The sequence below is a fragment of the Hydrogenophaga sp. genome, assembly GCF_025699295.1.
GTDB lineage: Bacteria > Pseudomonadota > Gammaproteobacteria > Burkholderiales > Burkholderiaceae_C > Hydrogenophaga.
In genome coordinates this window covers 1-19723 of sequence record NZ_JAILWB010000008.1, presented here as the reverse complement: position 1 = coordinate 19723, position 19723 = coordinate 1, and the positions used below count along the sequence as shown (strand labels likewise).

At 61.2% G+C, this 19723-nt stretch carries 23 protein-coding genes; 14 read left to right on the top strand and 9 right to left on the bottom strand.

The features are described from left to right. The first annotated feature begins 12 nt into the window (after nt 1–12). The 4 genes from K5880_RS09640 (at nt 13) to K5880_RS09625 (ending at nt 3061) form a co-directional block, all read left to right on the top strand. Nucleotides 13–600, top strand: coding sequence for an SCO family protein (locus K5880_RS09640; RefSeq protein WP_297651158.1), 588 nt, complete (start codon nt 13–15; stop codon nt 598–600). Beyond that, nucleotides 597–1175, top strand: coding sequence for a TlpA disulfide reductase family protein (locus K5880_RS09635; protein ID WP_297651156.1), 579 nt, complete (start codon nt 597–599; stop codon nt 1173–1175). The genes K5880_RS09640 and K5880_RS09635 overlap by 4 nt, the downstream gene beginning before the upstream one ends. A 534-nt stretch (nt 1176–1709) precedes the next feature. Next, on the top strand, nt 1710–2321 hold the full coding sequence (petA, locus tag K5880_RS09630; protein WP_297651496.1) for a ubiquinol-cytochrome c reductase iron-sulfur subunit: 612 nt from the start codon (nt 1710–1712) through the stop codon (nt 2319–2321). A 23-nt stretch (nt 2322–2344) separates the two neighbouring features. Beyond that, complete coding sequence (locus K5880_RS09625) at nt 2345–3061, top strand: DsbC family protein (protein ID WP_297651154.1); 717 nt, start codon at nt 2345–2347, stop codon at nt 3059–3061. Between the two features lie 77 nt (nt 3062–3138). On the opposite strand, the gene K5880_RS09620 is transcribed toward K5880_RS09625, so the two are convergent. Both K5880_RS09620 and K5880_RS09615 read right to left on the bottom strand, forming a co-directional pair. Then, complete coding sequence (locus K5880_RS09620; RefSeq protein ID WP_297651152.1) at nt 3139–4533, bottom strand: heavy metal sensor histidine kinase; 1395 nt, start codon at nt 4531–4533, stop codon at nt 3139–3141. Further along, nucleotides 4533–5216, bottom strand: a complete 684-nt coding sequence (locus K5880_RS09615; protein ID WP_297651150.1) for a heavy metal response regulator transcription factor — start codon at nt 5214–5216, stop codon at nt 4533–4535. Before K5880_RS09615 ends, K5880_RS09620 begins: the two co-directional genes overlap by 1 nt. A gap of 113 nt (nt 5217–5329) precedes the next feature. Here K5880_RS09615 and K5880_RS09610 point away from each other — a divergent pair, with 113 nt between their 5' ends. Genes K5880_RS09610 through K5880_RS09595 form a run of 4 tightly spaced genes read left to right on the top strand, consistent with a single transcriptional unit; the run spans nt 5330 to nt 8810 of the window. Further along, nucleotides 5330–6466, top strand: coding sequence for a hypothetical protein (locus K5880_RS09610; protein ID WP_297651148.1), 1137 nt, complete (start codon nt 5330–5332; stop codon nt 6464–6466). 30 nt (nt 6467–6496) lie between these two features. Beyond that, on the top strand, nt 6497–7885 hold the full coding sequence (locus tag K5880_RS09605; RefSeq protein ID WP_297651146.1) for a copper oxidase: 1389 nt from the start codon (nt 6497–6499) through the stop codon (nt 7883–7885). Between the two features lie 57 nt (nt 7886–7942). Next, a complete protein-coding gene (locus K5880_RS09600) occupies nt 7943–8434 on the top strand; it encodes a cupredoxin family protein (RefSeq protein WP_297651144.1) in 492 nt (163 codons plus the stop codon). Between the two features lie 34 nt (nt 8435–8468). Then, nucleotides 8469–8810, top strand: coding sequence for a copper-binding protein (locus K5880_RS09595; RefSeq protein ID WP_297651142.1), 342 nt, complete (start codon nt 8469–8471; stop codon nt 8808–8810). 140 nt (nt 8811–8950) lie between these two features. Here K5880_RS09595 and merR read toward each other — a convergent pair whose 3' ends face one another. After that, on the bottom strand, nt 8951–9376 hold the full coding sequence (merR, locus tag K5880_RS09590) for an Hg(II)-responsive transcriptional regulator (protein ID WP_297651140.1): 426 nt from the start codon (nt 9374–9376) through the stop codon (nt 8951–8953). Between the two features lie 42 nt (nt 9377–9418). Between merR and merT the strand changes: the two genes are divergently transcribed. From merT to K5880_RS09570, 4 genes are all read left to right on the top strand, one after another. Beyond that, nucleotides 9419–9793 (top strand): mercuric ion transporter MerT, encoded by a 375-nt coding sequence (gene merT, locus K5880_RS09585; RefSeq protein ID WP_297651139.1) that lies wholly within the window; start codon nt 9419–9421, stop codon nt 9791–9793. Next, nucleotides 9793–10089 carry a mercury resistance system periplasmic binding protein MerP gene (merP, locus tag K5880_RS09580; RefSeq protein ID WP_297651137.1) on the top strand — a complete coding sequence of 99 codons (297 nt, stop codon included), beginning with the start codon at nt 9793–9795 and terminating at the stop codon, nt 10087–10089. The genes merT and merP overlap by 1 nt, the downstream gene beginning before the upstream one ends. Then, a complete protein-coding gene (locus K5880_RS09575) occupies nt 10086–10310 on the top strand; it encodes a GDCCVxC domain-containing (seleno)protein (RefSeq protein WP_297651135.1) in 225 nt (74 codons plus the stop codon). The genes merP and K5880_RS09575 overlap by 4 nt, the downstream gene beginning before the upstream one ends. 127 nt (nt 10311–10437) lie before the next feature. Continuing rightward, nucleotides 10438–10722, top strand: coding sequence for a CopK family periplasmic copper-binding protein (locus K5880_RS09570; protein ID WP_297651133.1), 285 nt, complete (start codon nt 10438–10440; stop codon nt 10720–10722). A gap of 87 nt (nt 10723–10809) precedes the next feature. Here K5880_RS09570 and K5880_RS09565 read toward each other — a convergent pair whose 3' ends face one another. The 4 genes from K5880_RS09565 to K5880_RS09550 form a co-directional block, all read right to left on the bottom strand. Continuing rightward, entirely contained in the window at nt 10810–11043 is a 234-nt protein-coding gene (locus K5880_RS09565) for a DsbA family protein (RefSeq protein WP_297651131.1), read from the bottom strand. A gap of 236 nt (nt 11044–11279) precedes the next feature. Beyond that, the gene (locus tag K5880_RS09560) at nt 11280–11753 is read right to left on the bottom strand and encodes a hypothetical protein (RefSeq protein WP_297651129.1); all 474 of its coding nucleotides are present in this window, start codon (nt 11751–11753) and stop codon (nt 11280–11282) included. A gap of 277 nt (nt 11754–12030) precedes the next feature. Continuing rightward, the gene (locus tag K5880_RS09555; protein WP_297651127.1) at nt 12031–12375 is read right to left on the bottom strand and encodes a thioredoxin family protein; all 345 of its coding nucleotides are present in this window, start codon (nt 12373–12375) and stop codon (nt 12031–12033) included. Continuing rightward, the gene (locus K5880_RS09550; protein WP_297651125.1) at nt 12372–12698 is read right to left on the bottom strand and encodes a hypothetical protein; all 327 of its coding nucleotides are present in this window, start codon (nt 12696–12698) and stop codon (nt 12372–12374) included. The genes K5880_RS09555 and K5880_RS09550 overlap by 4 nt, the downstream gene beginning before the upstream one ends. Nucleotides 12699–12926: 228 nt before the next feature. Here K5880_RS09550 and K5880_RS09545 point away from each other — a divergent pair, with 228 nt between their 5' ends. Both K5880_RS09545 and K5880_RS09540 read left to right on the top strand, forming a co-directional pair. Further along, nucleotides 12927–13988, top strand: a complete 1062-nt coding sequence (locus K5880_RS09545) for a DNA-binding protein (RefSeq protein WP_297651123.1) — start codon at nt 12927–12929, stop codon at nt 13986–13988. A gap of 421 nt (nt 13989–14409) precedes the next feature. Beyond that, the gene (locus K5880_RS09540) at nt 14410–15243 is read left to right on the top strand and encodes a hypothetical protein (protein ID WP_297651121.1); all 834 of its coding nucleotides are present in this window, start codon (nt 14410–14412) and stop codon (nt 15241–15243) included. A 302-nt stretch (nt 15244–15545) separates the two neighbouring features. On the opposite strand, the gene K5880_RS09535 is transcribed toward K5880_RS09540, so the two are convergent. Next, nucleotides 15546–16370, bottom strand: a complete 825-nt coding sequence (locus K5880_RS09535) for a hypothetical protein (RefSeq protein ID WP_297651119.1) — start codon at nt 16368–16370, stop codon at nt 15546–15548. A gap of 260 nt (nt 16371–16630) precedes the next feature. Then, nucleotides 16631–19582 carry a Tn3 family transposase gene (locus K5880_RS09530; RefSeq protein ID WP_297651117.1) on the bottom strand — a complete coding sequence of 984 codons (2952 nt, stop codon included), beginning with the start codon at nt 19580–19582 and terminating at the stop codon, nt 16631–16633. Nucleotides 19583–19723: the final 141 nt, after the last annotated feature.

The window sequence follows — 19723 nt, the reverse complement described above, 5'->3', positions numbered from 1 at the left end:
ACGATGACGCGGATGACACGACGTGTGCTCCTGGCCGGATGCGCCGCGCTGCTCGCGGGCTGCAGCCGCGGGCAGCGCCAGCCGGTATTCCTGGCGATCGACATCACCAGCGTCGACTGGGGCCGGGACTTTCGCCTCACCGACCATCACGGCCGGGTTCGAACGCTCGCCGACTTTCGCGGCAAGGTGGTGATGCTCTTCTTCGGCTACACGCATTGCCCGGACATGTGCCCGACCACCCTGGCCAGGATGGCCGCGGTCGTCGAACACCTGGGCCCGCAGGGGCAGCGCGTGCAAGGCCTGTTCGTCACCGTCGATCCGCAGCGTGACACGCCCGAGTTGCTCGCGCACTATGTCCCGGCGTTTCACGCGAGCTTCCTGGGCCTGCGGGGCGACGCGGCGGTCACGGCCGAGACGGCCAAGGACTTCAAGGTCTTCTACCAGGCACAGAAACCAGGCGCAGGCGACCACTACACGGTGGACCACATGGGCGGCATATTTGCCTTCGATCCCACCGGGCGCCTGCGCCTGTACATCCGGCCCGACGCCCCAGTGGAAGCGATCGCGCAGGACCTGCAGGCCCTGCTGGAGCCGGCATGAAGGTGCGCCGCCGCTGGCTGATCGCGGCCGCCGCCGTGGGTGGCGCGGCTGCCGGTATGTCGCTGTTCTTGCTGCGGCAGAGGCAGCCGCGGCTCGAGCCGCTGGGCGATGGCAAGCATCTCGTCATGCTCTCAGCGCCGAAGCCGCTGCCCGCGCTGCGCTTTGCCGACGACAACGGGCGCACGCTGCGCCTGGACCACTTTCGCGGCAAGCTGGTGCTGCTCAATATCTGGGCGACCTGGTGTCCGCCCTGCGTTGCAGAAATGCCATCCCTCGACCGCCTGCAAGCCATGCTGGGAGGCGGCGACTTCGAGGTTGTCGCGTTGTCGATCGACGCGGGGGGTGCCGGTCTGAATGCAGTGCGGCGCTTCTTCGACTCGGTGGGCATCCGGTACCTGCGCGTCTACCACGATGCGAGTGGCAAGGCCGGCTTCGACCTGGGCGCCTTCGCGGTGCCCACGACCTTGCTGCTGAACGGACTAGGGCACGAGATCGGGCGCATCACGGGAGAGGCGGCTTGGGACAGCCCTGAAGCTATCGCGACGATCCGTCGCCAGCTCGCGGCGCATCGCTGACCCTAAAGCGCCAACCGGTCAGATCTGCCGTAGTGCTCGCTGCTGCGCTTGCCGCGCAGCAGGTCTGGCCACTCCCTTGGGCGAAGGGCGAGCGATGGCGACGCGCTGCTGTTACCCACCCGATGATGTCCTTCGGTGCTTTCGTTGTGCGCCGGCAAGCCGATCCGATCCAGGCGCACGAGCAGCGGCCGCGCGAGTTGGGGCGCGGCGAGGGTTTCCCGCGCCTCAGACCTCGACAATCGGCAAGGAAACCAATATCACCCCAATCCGAACATGACAGCGCCCAGGATTTCATGAAAAGGGCAACAACGCGCCCGGGCCCGTATCACTCAAGTTGCTCGTCATTCCCGCCCTGACCAGATCGAGTGGCGGGACGGGAACTTGAGGTGAGTGCGTCCGCTCAAAAAGCAGGCGACGTTGTCTTCCCTACAAGGGTAGGGCTTGTCAGGCTTGTCCTCCCGATGGGGCAGGAGTGGCAGCAAGAAGGACGCATCCCTGATGACCAGCGAAACCCACTCACTACCCAAGTTCCGAATGAAGCCCACGGCGGGCAACGGTCAGGCAAAAGACGATCTGTCGCGACGCTACTGGCTGGCGGCTGTTTCGGCAGTCGGCAGCGTTGGCGTTGTTACGACCTGCGTCCCCTTTGTTGCTTCAATGTCTCCGAGTGAACGAGCGCGTGCGTTCGGGGCACCCGTGGAGGTCGATGTCGCAGCCTTCAAGCCGGGCGAACTGCACACCGTGGCGTGGCGAGGCAAGCCGGTATGGCTGCTCATGCGTACTCCGTCCATGCTCGATGCCATTCGAGGCCACGATGCATTGCTTGTCGACCCGCGCTCGGATCGACGTGAACAACAGCCAGAGTACGCGCGCAACGAACTTCGCTCGGTTAGACCTGATATTGCCGTCATGGTGGCCCTTTGCACTCACCTCGGCTGCATTCCGACCTTCCGGCCAGAGCCGGGCGCTGTTGACATCGGCGCATCTTGGCCAGGCGGCTTCTATTGCCCTTGCCACGGGTCGCGTTTCGATTTTTCGGGGCGTGTTTTCAAGAACGTGCCAGCTCCCAGCAACCTGGAGGTGCCGCCTCACCACTACATCGGCGCGTCAAGGCTGCTCATCGGCGAGGATCCGCCTCGGACCTGACCCGGACCTGAGAAGAGTAACCCGTGAAGCGCCTGATTCTGCCCCTTGCAATCGTGGCCGTGGCGGCTGCGGCCACTGCCACCGGAGACGAAGCCGCAGTGCGCGCGATGCTGCTTCGCGTGTTCCCGTACAGCTCAACCCAGGGGATCTCGAAAACACCGATTCCTGGCGTGTTCGAAGCCGCGATTGACGGCCGGATTGTCTATGTCTCGGGGGATGGCCGCTACCTTCTCGGTGGACCGATTTTTGACGTCAATGCCGACCAAAATGTCACCGACATCCGGCTCGAACAGATCAATATGATTCCCTTCGGAAGCCTCCCGCTCGAATGGGCGTTCAAACGGGTCAAAGGTACAGGTGCACGAAAAATCGCAATCTTCGAGGACCCTGACTGCACTTATTGCAGGGAATTCGAGCGGACCTTGAAGAGCGTTGACAACCTTACGGTGTATGTATTTCTCTTGCCGATCGAACAGATTCACCCCGGCTCGGCCGCCAAGTCCGTGGCGGTGTGGTGCGCGAAGGACCAGCTCAAGGCGTGGGACGAAATTACACAAATTGGTACCATGCCCCCAGGCGCTGCGACGTGCGTCAACCCAATCCCCAAGATCGTCGAATTCGCCAAAAAGCACCGAATATCCGGCACCCCAACGACGATTCTCGAGGACGGACGGCGGCTGGTCGGAGCAGTCCCGCGTGCCGAATTGGAGGCGCAACTACAGAGATCGTCGAAGCGATAAACCAGGACAAATGTTCTCCATCGCTACATTGCCATCCAGTGCGGGTAGCATGAACGCTTGCCTGGATGCTGTTGGCCTCATCCCCCTTGATGACCCGGAAACTGCAAGCAGAACCGCGTTGTTCCTGCTGCCGGTGTAGCGGAGACGCTGCCGCCGTGAGCAACCATGATGGCTTTGGTGATGGCCAGGCCCAAGCCGGCGCCATCCGATGAAGAGTGCGCGCGCGCCTTGTCTGCACGGTAGAACCGGTCGAACAGCCTCGGAAGATCAGAGGCGTCAATCTGGTCGCCTGTGTTGCTCACACACAAGGTGGTGTCATCCCCCACGGAGCTGATCTCCACTTCAACATCGGTGCGGGGGTGCGAGTGCCGCAGTGCGTTGGACAGTAAGTTGCTGATCGCCCGCCGAATCATCAGGCGATCGCCCACCACCGAGCCCTCTCCCACCACCCGAAGACGAACCTCTTTGTCCTCAGCGACCGCATCGTAGAAATCCAGCAGGCTACCCACCTCGTCTTCCAGCACGACATGTTCTCGATTCGGAAGCTGGATGCCGTGGTCGGTCTTCGCCAGAAACAGCATGTCGGACACCATGCGCGCCAAGCGCTGTAACTCCTCGGCATTGGAGGCGAGGATGTCGCGGTACGTGTCCGGATCACGGCGTTGCGAGAGCGACACCTGGGTCTCGGTCAACAGGTTGCTGAGGGGGGTGCGCAGTTCGTGGGCGATGTCGCTTGAGAAATCCATCAACTTCGCGAAGTCCAGCTCCAATCGCTCCAGCATGGTGTTGAGGCTGTTGGCCAGATCCGCCATTTCCACGGGCACTGCATCGATCGGCATGCGCTGGTCGAGCTTGTGGGCAGTGACCTTGAGCGCTCGCTCCTTCATGGTCCGCAGTGGGGCCAGACCGCTGCGCGCAGCCCACCACCCCAGCATGCCACTGAGCAAAGTGGCCACCACCACGTATATCGCCAACTGTTGGCGCAACATCTGCATGAAGTGGGTGTGGTGCTGCGTGTCCAAAGCGAGTGTCAGGCGCATGCTTCGCACTGAACCTGCACCGCCGTCGGACATCTGCGCTGCCGAAAGCTCTGTGCTTATGCCTCGCAGTTGCCGTGCGCCATCGGCCCAATCCATGGGTTGGCCTGTGGTGCTTCGAGCGGCGAGTTCTGGTGGAAAGGAGATGCTGCCAGGCCCAAATAGATGTTCGTCACCACGAGTGATTGCGATGAACAGGCCATGGTGGCTGTCCAGCATTTCATCAAGCTTGGCGGTAAGCTCGGCGGTGTCCGGCGTCACATCCACGATCTTCTGAATCAGATGCACCTTGTCCTGCAGGTAGTGACGGTCGAGGTCGACGAAGTGCAGATGGGTGGACCACGCAACCAGGAGACCGAGGCCCAGGAGAACCGAGGCCGAAACCAGGGTGTAAAGAACAGACAGGCGGGTGGTGAGGGTCAATTGCCGGATCATCAGGATGGCTCCGGCACTTCCAACACGTAACCCATGCCTCGCACAGTCTGTAAAAGGCGATACTCAAACCCGTCGTCTACCTTGGCACGCAGTCGGCGCATGGCCACCTCGATGACATTGGTGTCGCTGTCAAAATTGACGTCCCACACCTGAGAGGCGATCAGCGAGCGAGGCAACACCTCACCCTTGCGGCGCATCAGCAATTCGAGCAAGCCGAACTCCTTGGCAGTCAGGTCGATACGCTTGCCCGCGCGGGTGACTCGACGGCGCAGCAAGTCCAGCTTCAGATCCGCGACCTGCAGGGTCGTTGGCTCCATTCCCGAGCGTCCCCGGCGCAGGATGGTGCGCACCCTGGCCAAAAGCTCAGAGAAAGAAAACGGTTTGACCAGATAGTCGTCCGCACCAAGTTCGAGGCCGTGGACGCGGTCGTCCACATGGTCCTTCGCGGTCAGGAACATCACCGGCATATGGCGGCCTTGCGTGCGCAGTCCTTTGAGCACCTGCCAGCCGTCCATGCCGGGCAGCATGATGTCCAGGATGATGAGGTCGTGGTCGCCCTCAAGCGCCTGGTGCAACCCGTCCACACCGTTGTTGAGCAACTCAACCGCGTAGCCTGCCTCGCGCAGGCCCATGCACAGGTACTCACCCGTCTTGCGTTCGTCTTCAACAATCAGAATTTTCACGTTCACTCCTACGGCGATTTTCACTGCCTGCGGCCCCCCGCAACCGAACCTGACAACTTTGTAATGAAACCGACAGGTTGGTGACGGGTGGCCTTTTGCACACTGCCCCCAGCTTGAAACAGTTGAACAGGAGCAAATCAGTGATTCATCGACGTTACCCTTCCTCTGCATTGCGGGCCATCGTCGTGGGCGTATTGGCACTCCCCATGGTCGTGTCCGCCCAGATCGCATCAGCCCCTGCCGAGAAAAATTGGCGAGAAGCCAACGACGCCGTGGGGCAATTCAAACGCGGCCATGCCGACATCCTCAAATGGGAGAAAGAGAACGCTCCCGCTGCGCCAAGCCAAGAGCAGGCAGGCGCCAGTCTAAGCCTGATGACGGCTGAGGACTCTGTTCGCCAAGCCTGGCTGGCGCACCGTGAACTGGTCAAGCCCATGAACCGGATCGGTGCAGCCAACGTCGATCTGATCGCGAAAGGCCAGTGGGGCGAGCTGGATCCGGTTCTGCAGCGCAAGGTAGACGATCTGGACGAGCTGCTGGAAGTCGCCGCGCAAGGTCGCAAGGCGTGGTATCAGGCAGTGGCGGCTCGCCAAGTGCTCAAACAGCACCGCGATGCGCTGGACGCCGCCGAGGCCGGCAACGAACTAGGTCGACGCATGGTGAGCGTGGGCAACTGGAGCAAGCTCCAGCAGACCCAGGTACAGCTGGCCCAGTCCTCCGCGCAGATGAACGTGCGACGGGCGCAGTACGCCGCCACGCTGGCGGAGGCTTCGCTCATCAAGACGTTGCGCCTCACCGGCGTGCATTCCGCTGTTTCCCTGCCGGATCGTTTGCCCGACTTGCCGGCTCAGGCCCTGTCGCCACAGGTGCTGGATGGGCGCGCTGCGGCCATCGCTGCACAACTGCTGCGAGCCGAAGGCATGCGCAATGGCGCCAATGCCCGCCTCGCCCGCCAGGCCTACCTTTCCAGCCACGCCCTGGCCGTGAGTGCGCGTGAGGAGGTGCTGAAGGTTCGCGAGTTCATCACCGAAGAAACCGTTCTCCACTACAACGGCATGCTCAAGAGCGTGTGGGACCTGCTGGGTGAGGTCTCCAGCCAGTCCCAAGCGGTTGCCAGCGCCATCGAAGCGCAACGCGACTTCTTGATCGCAGAGACCGATCTGCAGTGGGTTCTTCAAGGTGGCGCCCCTGACAGTTTTGTCTCCCTGGGTGGTGGTGGCGGCGGTGAGCCCGCTGCCGCCGGCCACTGAACGCATTGAACGCATTGAAAGATAAAAAGCATGAGTCTGCTCAATTCACGTCGTCATTTTTTCGCTGGTGCTGCAGCTTCGGTGGCCGGGCTGGCAGTCGCGCGGTCTGCCATGGCTGCTTTGCCCGAACCCGTCTATCAAACATCCGTGGACACAGCGCCTCCCTTGGTGCCGACTACCGGCCGCCCCTACAACCCGGTGGTGACGCTCAACGGATGGACCTTGCCCTGGAAGATGAACAACGGCGTCAAGGAATTTCACCTGGTGGCCGAGCCGGTGGTGCGCGAAGTCTCGCCGGGTTTCAAGGTCAACATGTGGGGCTACAACGGCCAGAGCCCAGGCCCGACCATTGAAGTGGTCGAGGGCGATCGCGTGCGCATCTTCGTCACCAACAAGCTTCCCGAGCACACCACCATACACTGGCATGGCCAGCGCCTGCCCAACGGCATGGACGGTGTGGGCGGCCTCAACCAGCCCGCCATCCCTGTGGGCAAGACCTTTGTGTACGAATTTGAAGCGCGCCGCCCGGGCACCTTCATGTACCACCCCCACGCGGACGAAATGGTCCAGATGGCCATGGGCATGATGGGCATGTGGGTCACCCACCCCAAGGCCAAGCACCCTCTCATCAGCGAGGTAGACCGCGACTTCTGCTTCCTCCTCAATGCGTTTGACGTGGAGCCTGGCAGCAAAACGCCCAAAACCGCAACGATGACCGACTTCAACATCTGGTGCATGAATAGCCGGGTGTTCCCGGCAATCGACACGCTCAACGTGCGGCTCAATGATCGCGTCCGGATTCGTGTGGGCAACCTGACGATGACCAACCACCCGATTCACCTGCACGGGCATGAATTTCTGGTGACCGGCACCGACGGTGGCCCGACGCCACCGAGCACGCGCTGGTACGAAGTGACCACCGACGTGGCCGTAGGACAGATGCGCCAGATCGAGCTGATCGCCGACGAGGAAGGCGACTGGGCGATGCACTGCCACAAGAGCCACCACACCATGAACGCCATGGGGCACGACGTGCCCACCATGATTGGCGTGGACCATCGCGGTCTGGTCAACAAGATCCAGAAGGTGGTGCCCGACTACATGCTGATGGGCGAGCGCGGCATGGCCGACATGGGCGAAATGCAGATGCCCATTCCCGACAACACCGCACCCATGATGACAGGCACCGGGCAATTTGGCCCAATCGAAATGGGTGGCATGTTCACCGTGTTCAAGGTGCGCAAGGAGCAGAAGCCGGGCGACTACAAGGACCCGGGGCCCTACAAATTCCCCGAGGGCACCGTTGCGCAGGAATGGACCGGTGCACCCCTGCCAGCAGTCAGGCCCAAGGCCAGTGCAGACACAGCGCCTGCCAAGGCGACAGTGGTCAAACCCAGCGGCACATCAATGAAGCACTGATCTCGCGATTCACGTCCCCCATCACATCAACCCTGACCACTTGATAGGAACCTTCAAATGCAAATCACAAAGACCCTGATCATGTCCGCACTTCTTGCCGCCTCAACCGCCTCCTTCGCCCATGGCGATGAAAAACACGCCAAAGGAGCTGCACTCATGAAAATGGAGCAAAAGGAATGGGGCATCGGCGGCTTGCCGAATGCCGTCAATCGCACGGTGGAGATCCGCATGACGGACAACATGCGCTTCACGCCCGACCTCGTGGAGGTCAAACAAGGCGAAACGATCAAGTTTGTGCACCTCAACAACGGCAAGGTGATGCACGAGTTCGTCCTTGGCACCAAGAAAGAACTCGATGAGCACGCTGCGCTGATGAAGAAGTTTCCCACCATGGAACACGACGAGCCCTACATGGCACACGTTGGTGCAGGCAAAAAGGGCGAGATCGTCTGGAACTTCAACAAGGTCGGCGAGTTTGACTTCGCCTGCCTGCTGCCTGGCCACTACGAAGCAGGCATGGTTGGCAAGATCAAGGTCGTTGCCAAATAGGCCCTGTACGAAATCTTGATTAAGGAATGACCTCATGAAAAAATTCATCCAAACAGTGGCGCAACTTCTCGCAGCTGTCGCGCTGTCTCTGTCCTTGCCGTCGATGGCACAAACGACCATGGACCACGGCAAGACGAGCACGGCGGTCACACCGGGAATGACCGACGGTGAAATCCGCAAGATCGACAAGGAAAACGGCAAGATCACGATCAAGCACAGCGAGATCAAGCACATGGACATGCCCCCGATGTCCATGGTGTTCAATGTCAAGGACATGGCCATGCTGGACAAGGTCCAGGCGGGCCAGAAAATCCAGTTCATCGTCATTCAGGACGCCGGCAAGATGGTCGTCACCGACATTCAACCCGGCAAATGAGTTGACTGGCTGACCCACTGGGACGTCTCTCATGAAGGGCTCGGTTGTTTCAACCGAGCCCTTTCTTTTTGCGTGTCCGGCTTGGTGGCTGAAAAAGAGACAACGCTGCAGTCTCAAGCGCAAACGCCGGCTCCGGTACTCTACGAAGCATCGTCCATCAAGGCCGCGATCAGCGGGCATCGCACCTTGCCTCTAGAAGCGCCGCACAGGCGAATCAATCCCTCCAGCGCACCTTCCATTCGGCGCAGGTCTGCCAGCCTGGTCTTCACATCCGCGAGCTTGGCCTGCGCTCTGGTTCGGGCCTGGGCACAACTGGCGCCGTCGTCGAGCTGAAGCAGCTCGGCAATCTCGTCCAGACTGAATCCCAGGCGTTGCGCTGTCTTGATGAAATGGAGTCGAGATCGATCGGCTTGCGCATAGCGCCGAATCCCTCCCGATGGGCGCTGCGGCTCGGGCAGCAATCCCTTGCGCTGATAGAACCGGATCGTCTCGACATGGACATCCGCAGCCTTGGCCAGGCCGCCAATCGTCATGCCGGTCTCGGCGGGTGTGTGGGGATTGATCATGCCGCTTGACTCCGTACTTGGGTACGGAATTAAGCTTACCCCATGCCATCTCATCCCACCACCCTCGATCCCGCAACCGGGTCCGGCGGCAAAGCCCTGCTGGCAGGCGGTCTTGCCGCTCTGTTGGCATCGGCCTGTTGCCTCGGCCCACTGGTATTGATCATGGTGGGCATCTCGGGCGCATGGATCAGCCATCTGACGGCATTGGAGCCCTATCAGCCTCTGTTCATCGGGGCATCGGTGGTGGCGCTGTTCTTTGCCGCTCGAAAGATCTGGAGGCCAGCGGCTGCATGCGAACCTGGCCAGGTGTGTGCGATACCCGGCGTCAACCGCGCATACAAACTGCTCTTCGGTGTCGTGGTGCTGCTGCTCGTCGCCGCGATGGGATTCCCACGGATCGCCCACTGGTTCTATTGATGAAAGGCTTGCCTGTGAAACACATCTTGATCGCGGTCGGATTTGTGCTCAGTCCGCTGGCGTGGGCAGCGCAGCAAACCGCCACGCTCTCCGTCCCTGGCATGACCTGCGCCACCTGCCCGATCACGGTCAAGAAGGCGCTGACGAAGTTGGGTGGCGTGGTCGACGTGAAGTCCAACCTGGGCAGGCGGGAGACCACGGTGGTTTACGACGATACCCAGGTTTCATTGGAAGCCCTGACCCGGGCGACCAAAGACGCCGGCTTCCCGTCCACCGTCACGGGAGTCAGGCCTTGACCGAGGTGATACTCACTTCGGTGTTGACCTGTCCTGAATGTAGGCACAGCAAAGCCGAAACCATGCCCACCGACGCTTGCCAGTGGTCTTATGAGTGCGAGAAATGCCACGCAGTCCTTCGTCCCAAGGCCGGCGACTGCTGCGTTTACTGCTCCTACGGAACGGTGCCCTGTCCGCCGATCCAAGAGGGCGGTCAATTGAGTTGCTGCAAGACAACCTGACTTTGCGCTGACCAAGATGTAATGCATTCGCAAGTTGCCGGTCATGGGGGCCTCGATACATTGGTTTCGTACGCTGTACCACATTGATTCAGTCGAACAGTGTGATTTGTTCTCAAAGGAGACCCCCATGATTCGCAAGCTCAGCATTCTCGTCCTCTCCATCGCCGCCATGGCGCCCGCTTTCGCGATGGACGCCGCCCAGTCCGAGGCCAAGCAGGTCATTTCGCTGCAGGGCGGCGAGAAGCTCTATGTCTTCAAGGACGGACTGATGGCAAAAGAAGGCAAGTTCGGTGGTGTGATTCACCTCAGCAAGGGTGAAGTCGTCCAGACGGCCGATGGGAAAAGTATCACGACGGTGGGCAACGAAGTCGCGCGTCTGAGTTCCCTGTTGAACAAAGGACATAGAAACTGAGGCTCAAAGCGACGACCCTCATTGGTCCTGGGTTTAGCGCCAGATGAACGAGACGTCGGACAGGACCGGTAGCGCCCAGAGCCATCGCTACTTTAGAAACTGCGCCACCTCGTGTTTGACCATCTCGTCGAGCTGGTCCGGGTCGGTCGAAGCGAGTGGTTTCACATTGACGAAGAAGGTCGGGGTGGATCGAACTCCGATCGCCTTCAGATCGATGACGGCCTGCGACAGCAACGCGTCAAGAGTGGTTTCGAATCTTCCCTGTTCCCGAGCTGCTTCGAGAAGCTGGAGTACGTGGTCGAATGCTGCGACAGCAGTCATCGGCCCGATTGCCCCATCCCGCAAGAACGAGAGACCCAATCGGTTTCTGCAGTCACAAGCAAAGTACAAGCCAGATGACATTGCGTTGACATTGATCCCCCGAGGCCGTGGACTGGCGGCGCGCGAGCGGTCGCGCAACCGATGGTTGTCGCTTTCCGCTTGTTTCGGTCATGCGTCGGGGCATCGCGGGCATGTGCCCGTAAAAAAATCCTGCACAAGGGCCGTTGGACAGTCGCTTACCGGCTTGAGCCAAGGATCTGCCGGCGTGAAAACCAGATCACAAGTGGGGGCAGCACCACCCACTGAAGCAGAGGTGACAAACCGACTCCGATACCGGGGACCACCGGCATCAACGATGAGTAGCGCCAACCGCCGAGCCATATTCCCGCAACAGCCAGCCTTTCGATGGCTATCGTGATCACGACACCCGTTGCAGCAAACATCAGGATGCGTGCCGTGCTTGGCGCCAGCACCCAGCTCCGGTTGCGAGCAACCAAGCCAACGGTCCAATAGGCGATGAGCATGATCACGGCGTCTCCCAGTGTCGCTCTCGTGCAAGTCCTGATCGCGTCCCAGTGTGCAGCCTGGGGCATGTCTGCGAACAACGGAACTTGCAAGAATTCCCAAGGATAGTTGAGCAGCAATGCAAACACGATCACGTTGAATTCAGGCAGGCGTGTGATGTGGTCGATTCCAGGCAGTAGGCGCATGGCTTGATTCTGCCTGTGAACATGACCGGCCGTGCCGTTTGAACTTGGCTCACCTCGCGCGCTCACCGGCGAGCGCTGCTGCTGCGACCACCAGCGGGTGCTGATCCGGGCGGGGCAAGTACATCCGTGCAGGTTGCGTCAAATCGAACCGCCTCCGCCTCACGCCGGGCACCTGAACCGATCCGTTGCGGATCAGGTGTCGTTGTCGGAGCTGGGTGAGGCCAGGGCGTCCATTGGCAGACGATACGTCTGGTCAACGATTCCTGAGAATTGGCGACTAATCGTCTCGAAGTCGCAGGGAGTGCAGCATTGGCTGCCAGGTCGCGGCCTCGGCGTCGGTGGCCTGAAGTGAACCCTTCTGCGCGGCTTGGCACAGGCGCTGCAGCATGCCCGGCTGGGGCGTGAGCGGCCCGGCAAAACACAGCGTTCCGGCGGCATCCACGATCAGGATCATGGGAAAGGTCGTGATGTCAACTTCGTCCAGCGCGGCATCGAAGTCCTCCACGTCGACCCAATGCGTGCGCCAGTCGAGGCGCGAACCGCTGAGCTTTTCAAACTCGGGAAGGTAGTCGCGGCAGGTGCCGCACCATTCGGCACACAGGCAAACCACGTCCAGCGTCATGCAGGCAGCTCGAGTGTGGTGGCCGCATTGAAGCGCGCCATCAGCGGCTCGTGGTCCGTATCGCACAGTGCCTGTCCACGAGTGTTGGACATGCCGTGAGTGCCTGTGAGACTGGACCCCGAGGCTGCGCGCAGATCCTCATGGGCAGGTTCCAGCGAGCTGGCATTTCGAAAGGCTGCGCAGAGAAACGCTGCGAATGCGCGCCCGACCTCGGGGTCGAGGGTCAGGATGTGGCGAACACCAGCGTTGTAGGTCGGTGAGGGAACGCAACTCATCATTCCTGTGGTCTGGCCAACGCGATCGGTTGCCTTGGTGAAGGTCAAGTCACCCCATTGGACACCATGAAAGTCGAACCCGGTCTTTCGAACTATCTGATGGCACCGGTGGAGTCTGCCGTACGCAAGCCGGGGATAAGACCGCTTGAAACGTCATCACATTGGATAATCTCCCATTACCCAATGTTAATTTTATCGAGAAATGCAATTTCTTTTCCTCTTAAATAGTATGTAATATCATGGTACATACTAAGGTACGAAATAAAGAGGTGAGCCATGGCCCGAGCCGGAATCTACAAGTCTGAAGTGCTGCGCGCACGCGATAAATTGCGGGCCACCGGGCGCCATCCGTCCATCGATGCGGTGCGTGAAGAGCTGGGCACCGGCTCCAAGAGCACGATCCATCGCTACCTGAAGGAGATTGAGGAAGAGGAAGGCGGGGCCACCGGCAGCCGCGTGGCCGTCAGCGAGGCGATCCAGGACCTGGTGGGCCGCTTGGCCGCCCGGGTCAACGAGGAGGCGGAAAAGCGGGTCACCGCGATGCAAGCCAGGCACGCCGAGCAGCTCGCCGCACATCAACAAGCCGCGGCGGCCCTGAAAACCGAAGCGCATTCCACCCGCCAACAATTGGAGCAAACCCAGCGCACCGTGGCTGAAGAAAAAACCGCTCACAGTAAAACCAGTGAAACGTTGCGCAGCAAGACCCTGGAAAACACGCAGCTCGCCCAGCAGGTGGTCGACCTGCAGGAGCGCATCGCGGCCGAAGAGCGCCACCGCCAATCCCTGGAAGAAAAGCACCAGCATGCGCGCCAGGCGCTGGAGCATTTCCGGCAATCCACCAAGGAGCAGCGCGACCAGGACCAGCGCAAGCACGAGCAGCAGGTGCAGTACCTGCAGGCCGAGTTGCGCAGCGTGCGCGAGACCTTGGCCACCAAACAGCAGGAGGCCGTGCACGCCCTGCAGGACAACGCACGCCTGCTGGGTGATTTGTCGCGCGCCCAAGGCGATCTGCACCAGGCCCAGGAAGAGCTGCGGGGTCTGCGGCCGCGCAAGGAGGAATTGGGGTTTGCACAAAGGCGCACCGAGGAGTTGGGCCGGCGCCTGGTCGAGCAGGATGCGGCCGTTCAGCAGCTCGGCACCTCGAACGCGCAGTTGCAGGCCAAGGTCGATGAACTGCTTTCTGAAAAGCAGCAGCTGGAACTGGCGCTGGCCACGGCCAGGTCATCCGTCGCGGCGCAAGAGCAGGTCGTCGCCAGCCTGCTGGAGCGACTGACGGCCACATCGAGCGAATCCGGCGCAGTGACGGTGAGCGCAAAGCCAGCGAAACAAGCCCGTTAAAAGTCAAGGCGTCCAGTACGAACCAGCAAGTCTTTCAGGCATCACGGCCAACCCGCCAAACGCGTCAACGCCGCGGGGAAGACGTGCGCAAGCAAGGCGCCCTTCGAAATCAATCACCCGGATGTCGTCAACAGGCCGTCGGTGGCACGGCACGATGGCGAGGCTCGTTGAGTATTGAGTCACATCGGAACAGTGCTTCAATTCTCCCCGCGATCTACAGTCACCCTATAGGCCGAGGGATTGCACATCGCAGAGCGACCTGCCATACTGCCACCGCTTTGGACGCAGCACCCCCATCCGCCCTGGAAGGCAGCCCTTCGCGCTGCAGCGTCGACAAACACACTTGCCCCATGGACCCCTGTCGCCATGGATCGGTAGCGGATGACGGTCTGGCAATAGGAAGACCATGCACGCATCCCATATGCCCACCGCGGGCAACAATATCCCGTCCCCCAAGCGCCTCAAGAACGAGGCGAGGAAAATCCGTCAACGCGACCCACAGTTGAGCCAAGGTGCGGCACTGAACCTGGCTGCAACCGCCCACGGCTTGCCCTCGTACAAGGTCGTCGAGCGCGCGTGGCGCTCGCGCGATCGGGCGAGTTCCGACCACGCGGTCACGCTCACCGCTTCGTGGGGTGATCGAAGCCGTGGCGACTGGGGCCGCATCCACGCGAACGTGGTGCTGTCTGAGCCCTGGCCCAACTTCTTGCCCTTGCCAGTCCGGCGTCGCATTGGTTCGCTGGGACGATTTCACATCGTCGGTGGAGATCGAACACGCCTGGCCTCCCCCGAGGACTACGCGTCCTTCCTCTCGTGCGCCCACCACCTGAGCAAGGCCGCGCGGCAACTGGTGTTCGTCGACGCCTTGCGGGTCTTGCCGGTGTCACTGGCCAAGACCGTGGCGGCCTTCCGAGGCGACCCGCACCGCATGCTCAGCAGCCGCTACCCCGATCAGGATCATGAGAGTCTGTGGCGCGACCCGGACACGGGGTTGCACTTCATCCTGAATGAACCCTACCAGGTGGACCAGCAAAAGCAGGCACCGATCCTGGCTGAAAGAGGGATGGTGGCTTTCACGACGCGTGATTGGACCACCCACAACCCTGAGGGCACACTGGCACAACTGATCGCCCCGGTATCCGAACAGACACTTCTGCAGGCGCTGTGCAAGCGTGGCCAGGCCTTGCCGGCACGGTTCGACGAGATCACTTTTACGGACAACGACGGGCGGCTGCTGGACATTTTCCGGTCATAGCGCAGTGTTTCGTGGGCATCGCAGAATCATTTCCGCCCGGTCAGGCTGCCTGGGATGGTTCAACCTGCCTGGCTGGACAAATCCGCGATGAAGCTACACGGCTTGCACGCGGTCGATGTCATTCGGACCTATCTGGAACGCGTCGCAACGGGACCGCCAGCCTGGTTCAAGACAATGTGGCAACTGTACGCTGTGCAGCGTATTGAGGGTTTTGAGCACATCGTCTCGGTGCTTCTTGGGGGCCTGCGGATTGTCAGACGTCACGGCCGAACCTGGGTGACGAGATACTGGTCGGGGGCAACTCACTGTTGCCGATAGGTCTGGATGAGTTCTTTGGCCTTGATGAATGCCGCGTCGTAGAGTTCTGGCGAGTTGCGCTGCAGGTTGTTCACAACACGACTGTGCGCCTCTCGACCGAGCCGGAACTCGACGATTCCGAATCGTTGGGCGATCTCCCTGACATCCGCCTTGCCCCAACTGTCCTCTCCCATCCCGTCTGGGTGCAGAACGAAGCTATGGACATAGCCATCGGAGCCGCGCTCAGTCCCTTCCGCGCCCTGCTCGAATCGGATGGCCAGCAGCGCTACGGGGTCCAAGCCTGCCGCCTCTCGCAGCGCTTCCGCAAACGCCGCACACCTGCCGAATGTGTATTCGGCCGCCTCGGCGGCCGGAATGCAGGGCTCCGGTCTTTTGGGGATCGAAGCCAGATAGGCGGTGTTGGCCTCGATCGCTTTGACTGCCATGCTGATCTTGGGCGGATCAGGTGCGTAGCGCAGAGGCAGCGTCGCGAGCGCGCTCTCAGCGTAGTAGCGCGTCCGGACACCGCCCATGCCGTGCCGCACGGCCATGGGCCGAATCGTTCGGTGAATGAAGTCACCGAGAGACCGGTTGCCGCGCACATCAAAAATTCGGGTGCCGTTGTCCGCCACATACACGCGCAGCGGTTTGCAATCCTCAAGAGCAACGTTGTTGTCCGGATCAAGCGACGGAACCCACCAGTCCACATGGAGCAGCCAGCCCGTCACACGTGCGAGCGCCACCGCGAAGTTGACGCCATCTTCCGCCTCCCACTCATTGACCAAGGCTGGCGCAAAGGCCGCGCGCTGCTTGAGCTTGGCTTGTCCCATCTTTTTTCTCCGTGATGACCCACCTTCGGGCAGCAAGCCATCGTCAGTGCCAAAACCTAACCCGGTGAATCGCACGAAAAACGAGCCGGCTGTCTTTGCGGCAGTCCTCTAAGTCATTGATTTAATTGAACAACGGAAACCGCTAACCGGGTGAATTGCACGAGAAAAGAGCCGGTTCCGAAAACCCACCCTTCCCGAACATGTGCCCCTAGACACCGGCGACACGAGCTTCGACCTCCCCGTATTCCGGGCGACCTGGATCAAACCCGCCGCGCGCGCAGCTTGGACTGGCGTTGAATCAGGGCGTCGGCGTACGAATCGATCTCGAAGGTGATGGTGCCCTTGAAGTTCACGTGCTCAAAGTGCACCGGCCCGATGCGCCGGATCCAGTGGTCCTCGATGGGGTGCTTGAGCGCCTTCCAGCGGTCCACGACATCCTGCATCTTCATGGTGTTCCAGGCGATCACCACGTTGGTCAGCAGGGTGTGCGACGTCGAGACGGCGCGCAGTTCATCGGCGCGGCGGCCACGCGAGACGCCCACGCGCCCGTGGTACACGGCGCGCTGCAGTTGATGGATGGACTCGCCACGGTTTAGCAGTGCGTGCATCTCGCGTCGGAATTCAGGGATGGTGAAGTAATCGCAGAGAAAAACGGTGCGCAGAAGCTTTCCCAGCTCGTCTGCGGCAGCATGCACAGGATCACCCCTGGCCGCGCTGCCAAGACGGGCGATGGCCTCTGCAGCGGTCAGCCGTCCCTGACGAATGGAAGCGATCAGGCGCAGCAACTCCATCCAACCGGCACGGATCTTCCGCAGCGAGACCTTGCCCACGACCAACCGCTCCAGAGACTCAGGCGGTGCAGCACCCCATGCCATGAACATCTTGCGCTCCGACAACTGGCGCAAGCGAACACACAGATCGAAGCCCAGCAGCTTGGCGATCGCCATGGCTGCGTTGGTGTAGCCGTGGGTGTCAACGGCCAGCAGGGACAGGCGGATCTGATCCTCACGCCGGGTGCAGTTGTGCGCTTCGACGCCGTGCACCGCGGGCGCGGCCTGCCGGTCGTTGATGACGATGGGCTGGTCGTGAAACAGCGCCCAGGTGTCAAGCATGTGCACATAGATGCCCACACCATGCTGTTTGCGGCGGTACTCCATGCGCGCCGAGTGCAGGTGCCGCGAGGTATCGAGCGTCATTGAATCGGAGGACGCCTTGTCGCCCTGGCCCCAGAGCATCGCAATCGGCATGCTCTGCTGGAAATCGATGATGCGCGTGTTGGCCTCCCTCAACCGCCCGGTGGCCTCCAGCGCACGCATGGCCATGGAGATCTGTGAGACTTGCAGGCCGGGGATCATGGCGCACACGCCCTTGGCGTTGTTCTCCGTCCCGTGCGCGTACAAGGCGCCGTAGACCGCCTTCAGCTCACCAATGTCCTTGGCCATCCGGCCCAGCAGCGCCTGGCTGAAGCGGGTTTTGGCATCCACCTCAACCAGCATGTCGGCGAACTGCGCGCTGCCGATCATGTTGAACATGCTCTCGCGGGTCTTCGTGACCTGGGGTTCGACTTCAAGCGCCTGGATGGGTGCGATGCTGATGTGGCCCTGGTTGTCGATGGTGAGCGCGCCTTCCTCGACAGCTTTGACAAGTTGGGCCAGGCCGGCGTCGACGCGCTCCAACACCCGCTCCAGGAACTTGTCGGGATCGTCAGTGAGGCTCAGCGCCCGGATGAGCGACTTGTTCTTGTCCGTCCATTCCTGTTCAGACATCAGTTGATCGGCGCGACTGCGGTGTCGGCTGCTGTGCGCCAGCCAGAGCTTTCCGCCTTTGATGGCCTTGCGCAGTGCCGTCGCGGCACTGACCTTCAGTGCAGCAAGAGCGAGCTTGCGGTCCGAACCCTGCAACAACAGATGCCAGCCGGGATCGGCAAAAGCCACGTCAAGTCCCTCGGGCAGGCTGGTTGCCCCTCGTTTGGCCAGATCTCGCAGCAACTTGAGCTGCCTCAGTGCCTTGTCCGACGCCTCGCCTCTGATCTCCAGGATGCCCAGTGAGTTGAGCAGCGCTGAGACACGCGGCGCTTCCTCCTTCACCAGTGCTTCGCGGACCAATTGAGCACGCGTTCCCGCGAAGTCGGGCTCGTTTTGCGGCACCAGCTCGCGCATCGCTGAGACGATTTGCGCAGCAGTCAGCTTCTTGTCGTAGAGAACCGCCTTGAGCTTCACCCGCTCGGCGCGCAAATCGACGGAGCTGTCCGCTTGCTTCTTGAGCACCTTGCCGGAGGCCTTGCGGTAGAGATCTGTGAGGCGTCGCGCGCCCATCTCCGCAGCCAGGTCGGTCTGTTCCAGCAAAGTCACGTGCAGGAATGAGACCATCTCCAGCTCGCGCTGCTCAGGGGACAGGTTCTTTGTTGCTGACGGTGGTCGATTGACCACCTCCTGGCTGTAGGCCTTCAACCGATTCAGCGCAATCGCCGACAGCTTCCACTCGTGGACGTGCAATGCCTTCAGGCACTCGATTTTTTTGGTGACCTCACTCAAGGTGAGCTGGCCATGCTTGCCCGGCGGCGCGCGCAGCCACTCCAGCACGGTGTGCCCGCCCGGTCCGGATCGTTTTGAGAACGCGTGCAAAAGCGCCCTGTGGATATGCTCGCGCGGCACGCCTGCGCGAATCGTTTCGAGCGCCGCATTCTCTTGGTCGGCAAATGCCGTGCGGGCCATGTCCCTGAGGGTCCGATCGCCAGGCAGCACGAGGCGGCGGTCGAAAAGCCAGTGCTCCGACTGATGCACAAGATCGTTCACCGAGACCGCAGTGGTGGCAAGCTCGCGCAGGGCATCCGCAAGCAGCGCTTTTGTGGTGTCGTCCACGACCGCGAAGCCAACGCGTTGCCGCGCCCAAAGCTGATGCTCGAAGCGGGTGTCCCTGTCCTTGTACAGCGACGTCACGGATGCGATGTCCGTCGCGTTCATGCCCAGTGTTGATGTCAGGTGCCGCAGCAGCACGGGTGGCAGGCCCGAGAGGGCGTCTGGGTGTCGGCCAGTGGCGCGCAGCATCACCAACTGAACGGCCGCACCCAGGCGAGCTGTACCCCGGAAGCGGGGCGGGCGAAGCTCGTGGATGTCCTCCGCGCTCAGGCCAAAGCATTCTTCAACCTCTCGCTTGGACAATGACTTGGGAAGGGTATCGGATCCGACAAAACGCAGATAGAAGCTTGGCAAGCTGGTTCCCCCTGGCCTGCGCAGTTTCAAGCCTGGAAGAAGTCTACGGAATTGTTCTCGCAGGTTCCAGTAGGTTTGAGCGGATGCGGGTTAACCCTCAGCTGCTAAACCGGCTTTCTGCACCGGAAACGAGGTCACCCC

What these genes read in the sequence shown, in the direction of transcription:
- K5880_RS09640 (WP_297651158.1), top strand. Translation starts at nt 13, where the DNA reads ATGACACGACGTGTGCTCCTGGCCGGATGCGCCGCGCTGCTCGCGGGC.
- K5880_RS09635 (WP_297651156.1), top strand. Translation starts at nt 597, where the DNA reads ATGAAGGTGCGCCGCCGCTGGCTGATCGCGGCCGCCGCCGTGGGTGGC.
- petA (WP_297651496.1), top strand. Translation starts at nt 1,710, where the DNA reads ATGAAGCCCACGGCGGGCAACGGTCAGGCAAAAGACGATCTGTCGCGA.
- K5880_RS09620 (WP_297651152.1), bottom strand. Translation starts at nt 4,533, where the DNA reads ATGATCCGGCAATTGACCCTCACCACCCGCCTGTCTGTTCTTTACACC.
- K5880_RS09605 (WP_297651146.1), top strand. Translation starts at nt 6,497, where the DNA reads ATGAGTCTGCTCAATTCACGTCGTCATTTTTTCGCTGGTGCTGCAGCT.
- K5880_RS09600 (WP_297651144.1), top strand. Translation starts at nt 7,943, where the DNA reads ATGCAAATCACAAAGACCCTGATCATGTCCGCACTTCTTGCCGCCTCA.
- K5880_RS09595 (WP_297651142.1), top strand. Translation starts at nt 8,469, where the DNA reads ATGAAAAAATTCATCCAAACAGTGGCGCAACTTCTCGCAGCTGTCGCG.
- merR (WP_297651140.1), bottom strand. Translation starts at nt 9,376, where the DNA reads ATGATCAATCCCCACACACCCGCCGAGACCGGCATGACGATTGGCGGC.
- merT (WP_297651139.1), top strand. Translation starts at nt 9,419, where the DNA reads ATGCCATCTCATCCCACCACCCTCGATCCCGCAACCGGGTCCGGCGGC.
- merP (WP_297651137.1), top strand. Translation starts at nt 9,793, where the DNA reads ATGAAAGGCTTGCCTGTGAAACACATCTTGATCGCGGTCGGATTTGTG.
- K5880_RS09570 (WP_297651133.1), top strand. Translation starts at nt 10,438, where the DNA reads ATGATTCGCAAGCTCAGCATTCTCGTCCTCTCCATCGCCGCCATGGCG.
- K5880_RS09565 (WP_297651131.1), bottom strand. Translation starts at nt 11,043, where the DNA reads ATGACTGCTGTCGCAGCATTCGACCACGTACTCCAGCTTCTCGAAGCA.
- K5880_RS09560 (WP_297651129.1), bottom strand. Translation starts at nt 11,753, where the DNA reads ATGCGCCTACTGCCTGGAATCGACCACATCACACGCCTGCCTGAATTC.
- K5880_RS09555 (WP_297651127.1), bottom strand. Translation starts at nt 12,375, where the DNA reads ATGACGCTGGACGTGGTTTGCCTGTGTGCCGAATGGTGCGGCACCTGC.
- K5880_RS09545 (WP_297651123.1), top strand. Translation starts at nt 12,927, where the DNA reads ATGGCCCGAGCCGGAATCTACAAGTCTGAAGTGCTGCGCGCACGCGAT.
- K5880_RS09540 (WP_297651121.1), top strand. Translation starts at nt 14,410, where the DNA reads ATGCCCACCGCGGGCAACAATATCCCGTCCCCCAAGCGCCTCAAGAAC.
- K5880_RS09535 (WP_297651119.1), bottom strand. Translation starts at nt 16,370, where the DNA reads ATGGGACAAGCCAAGCTCAAGCAGCGCGCGGCCTTTGCGCCAGCCTTG.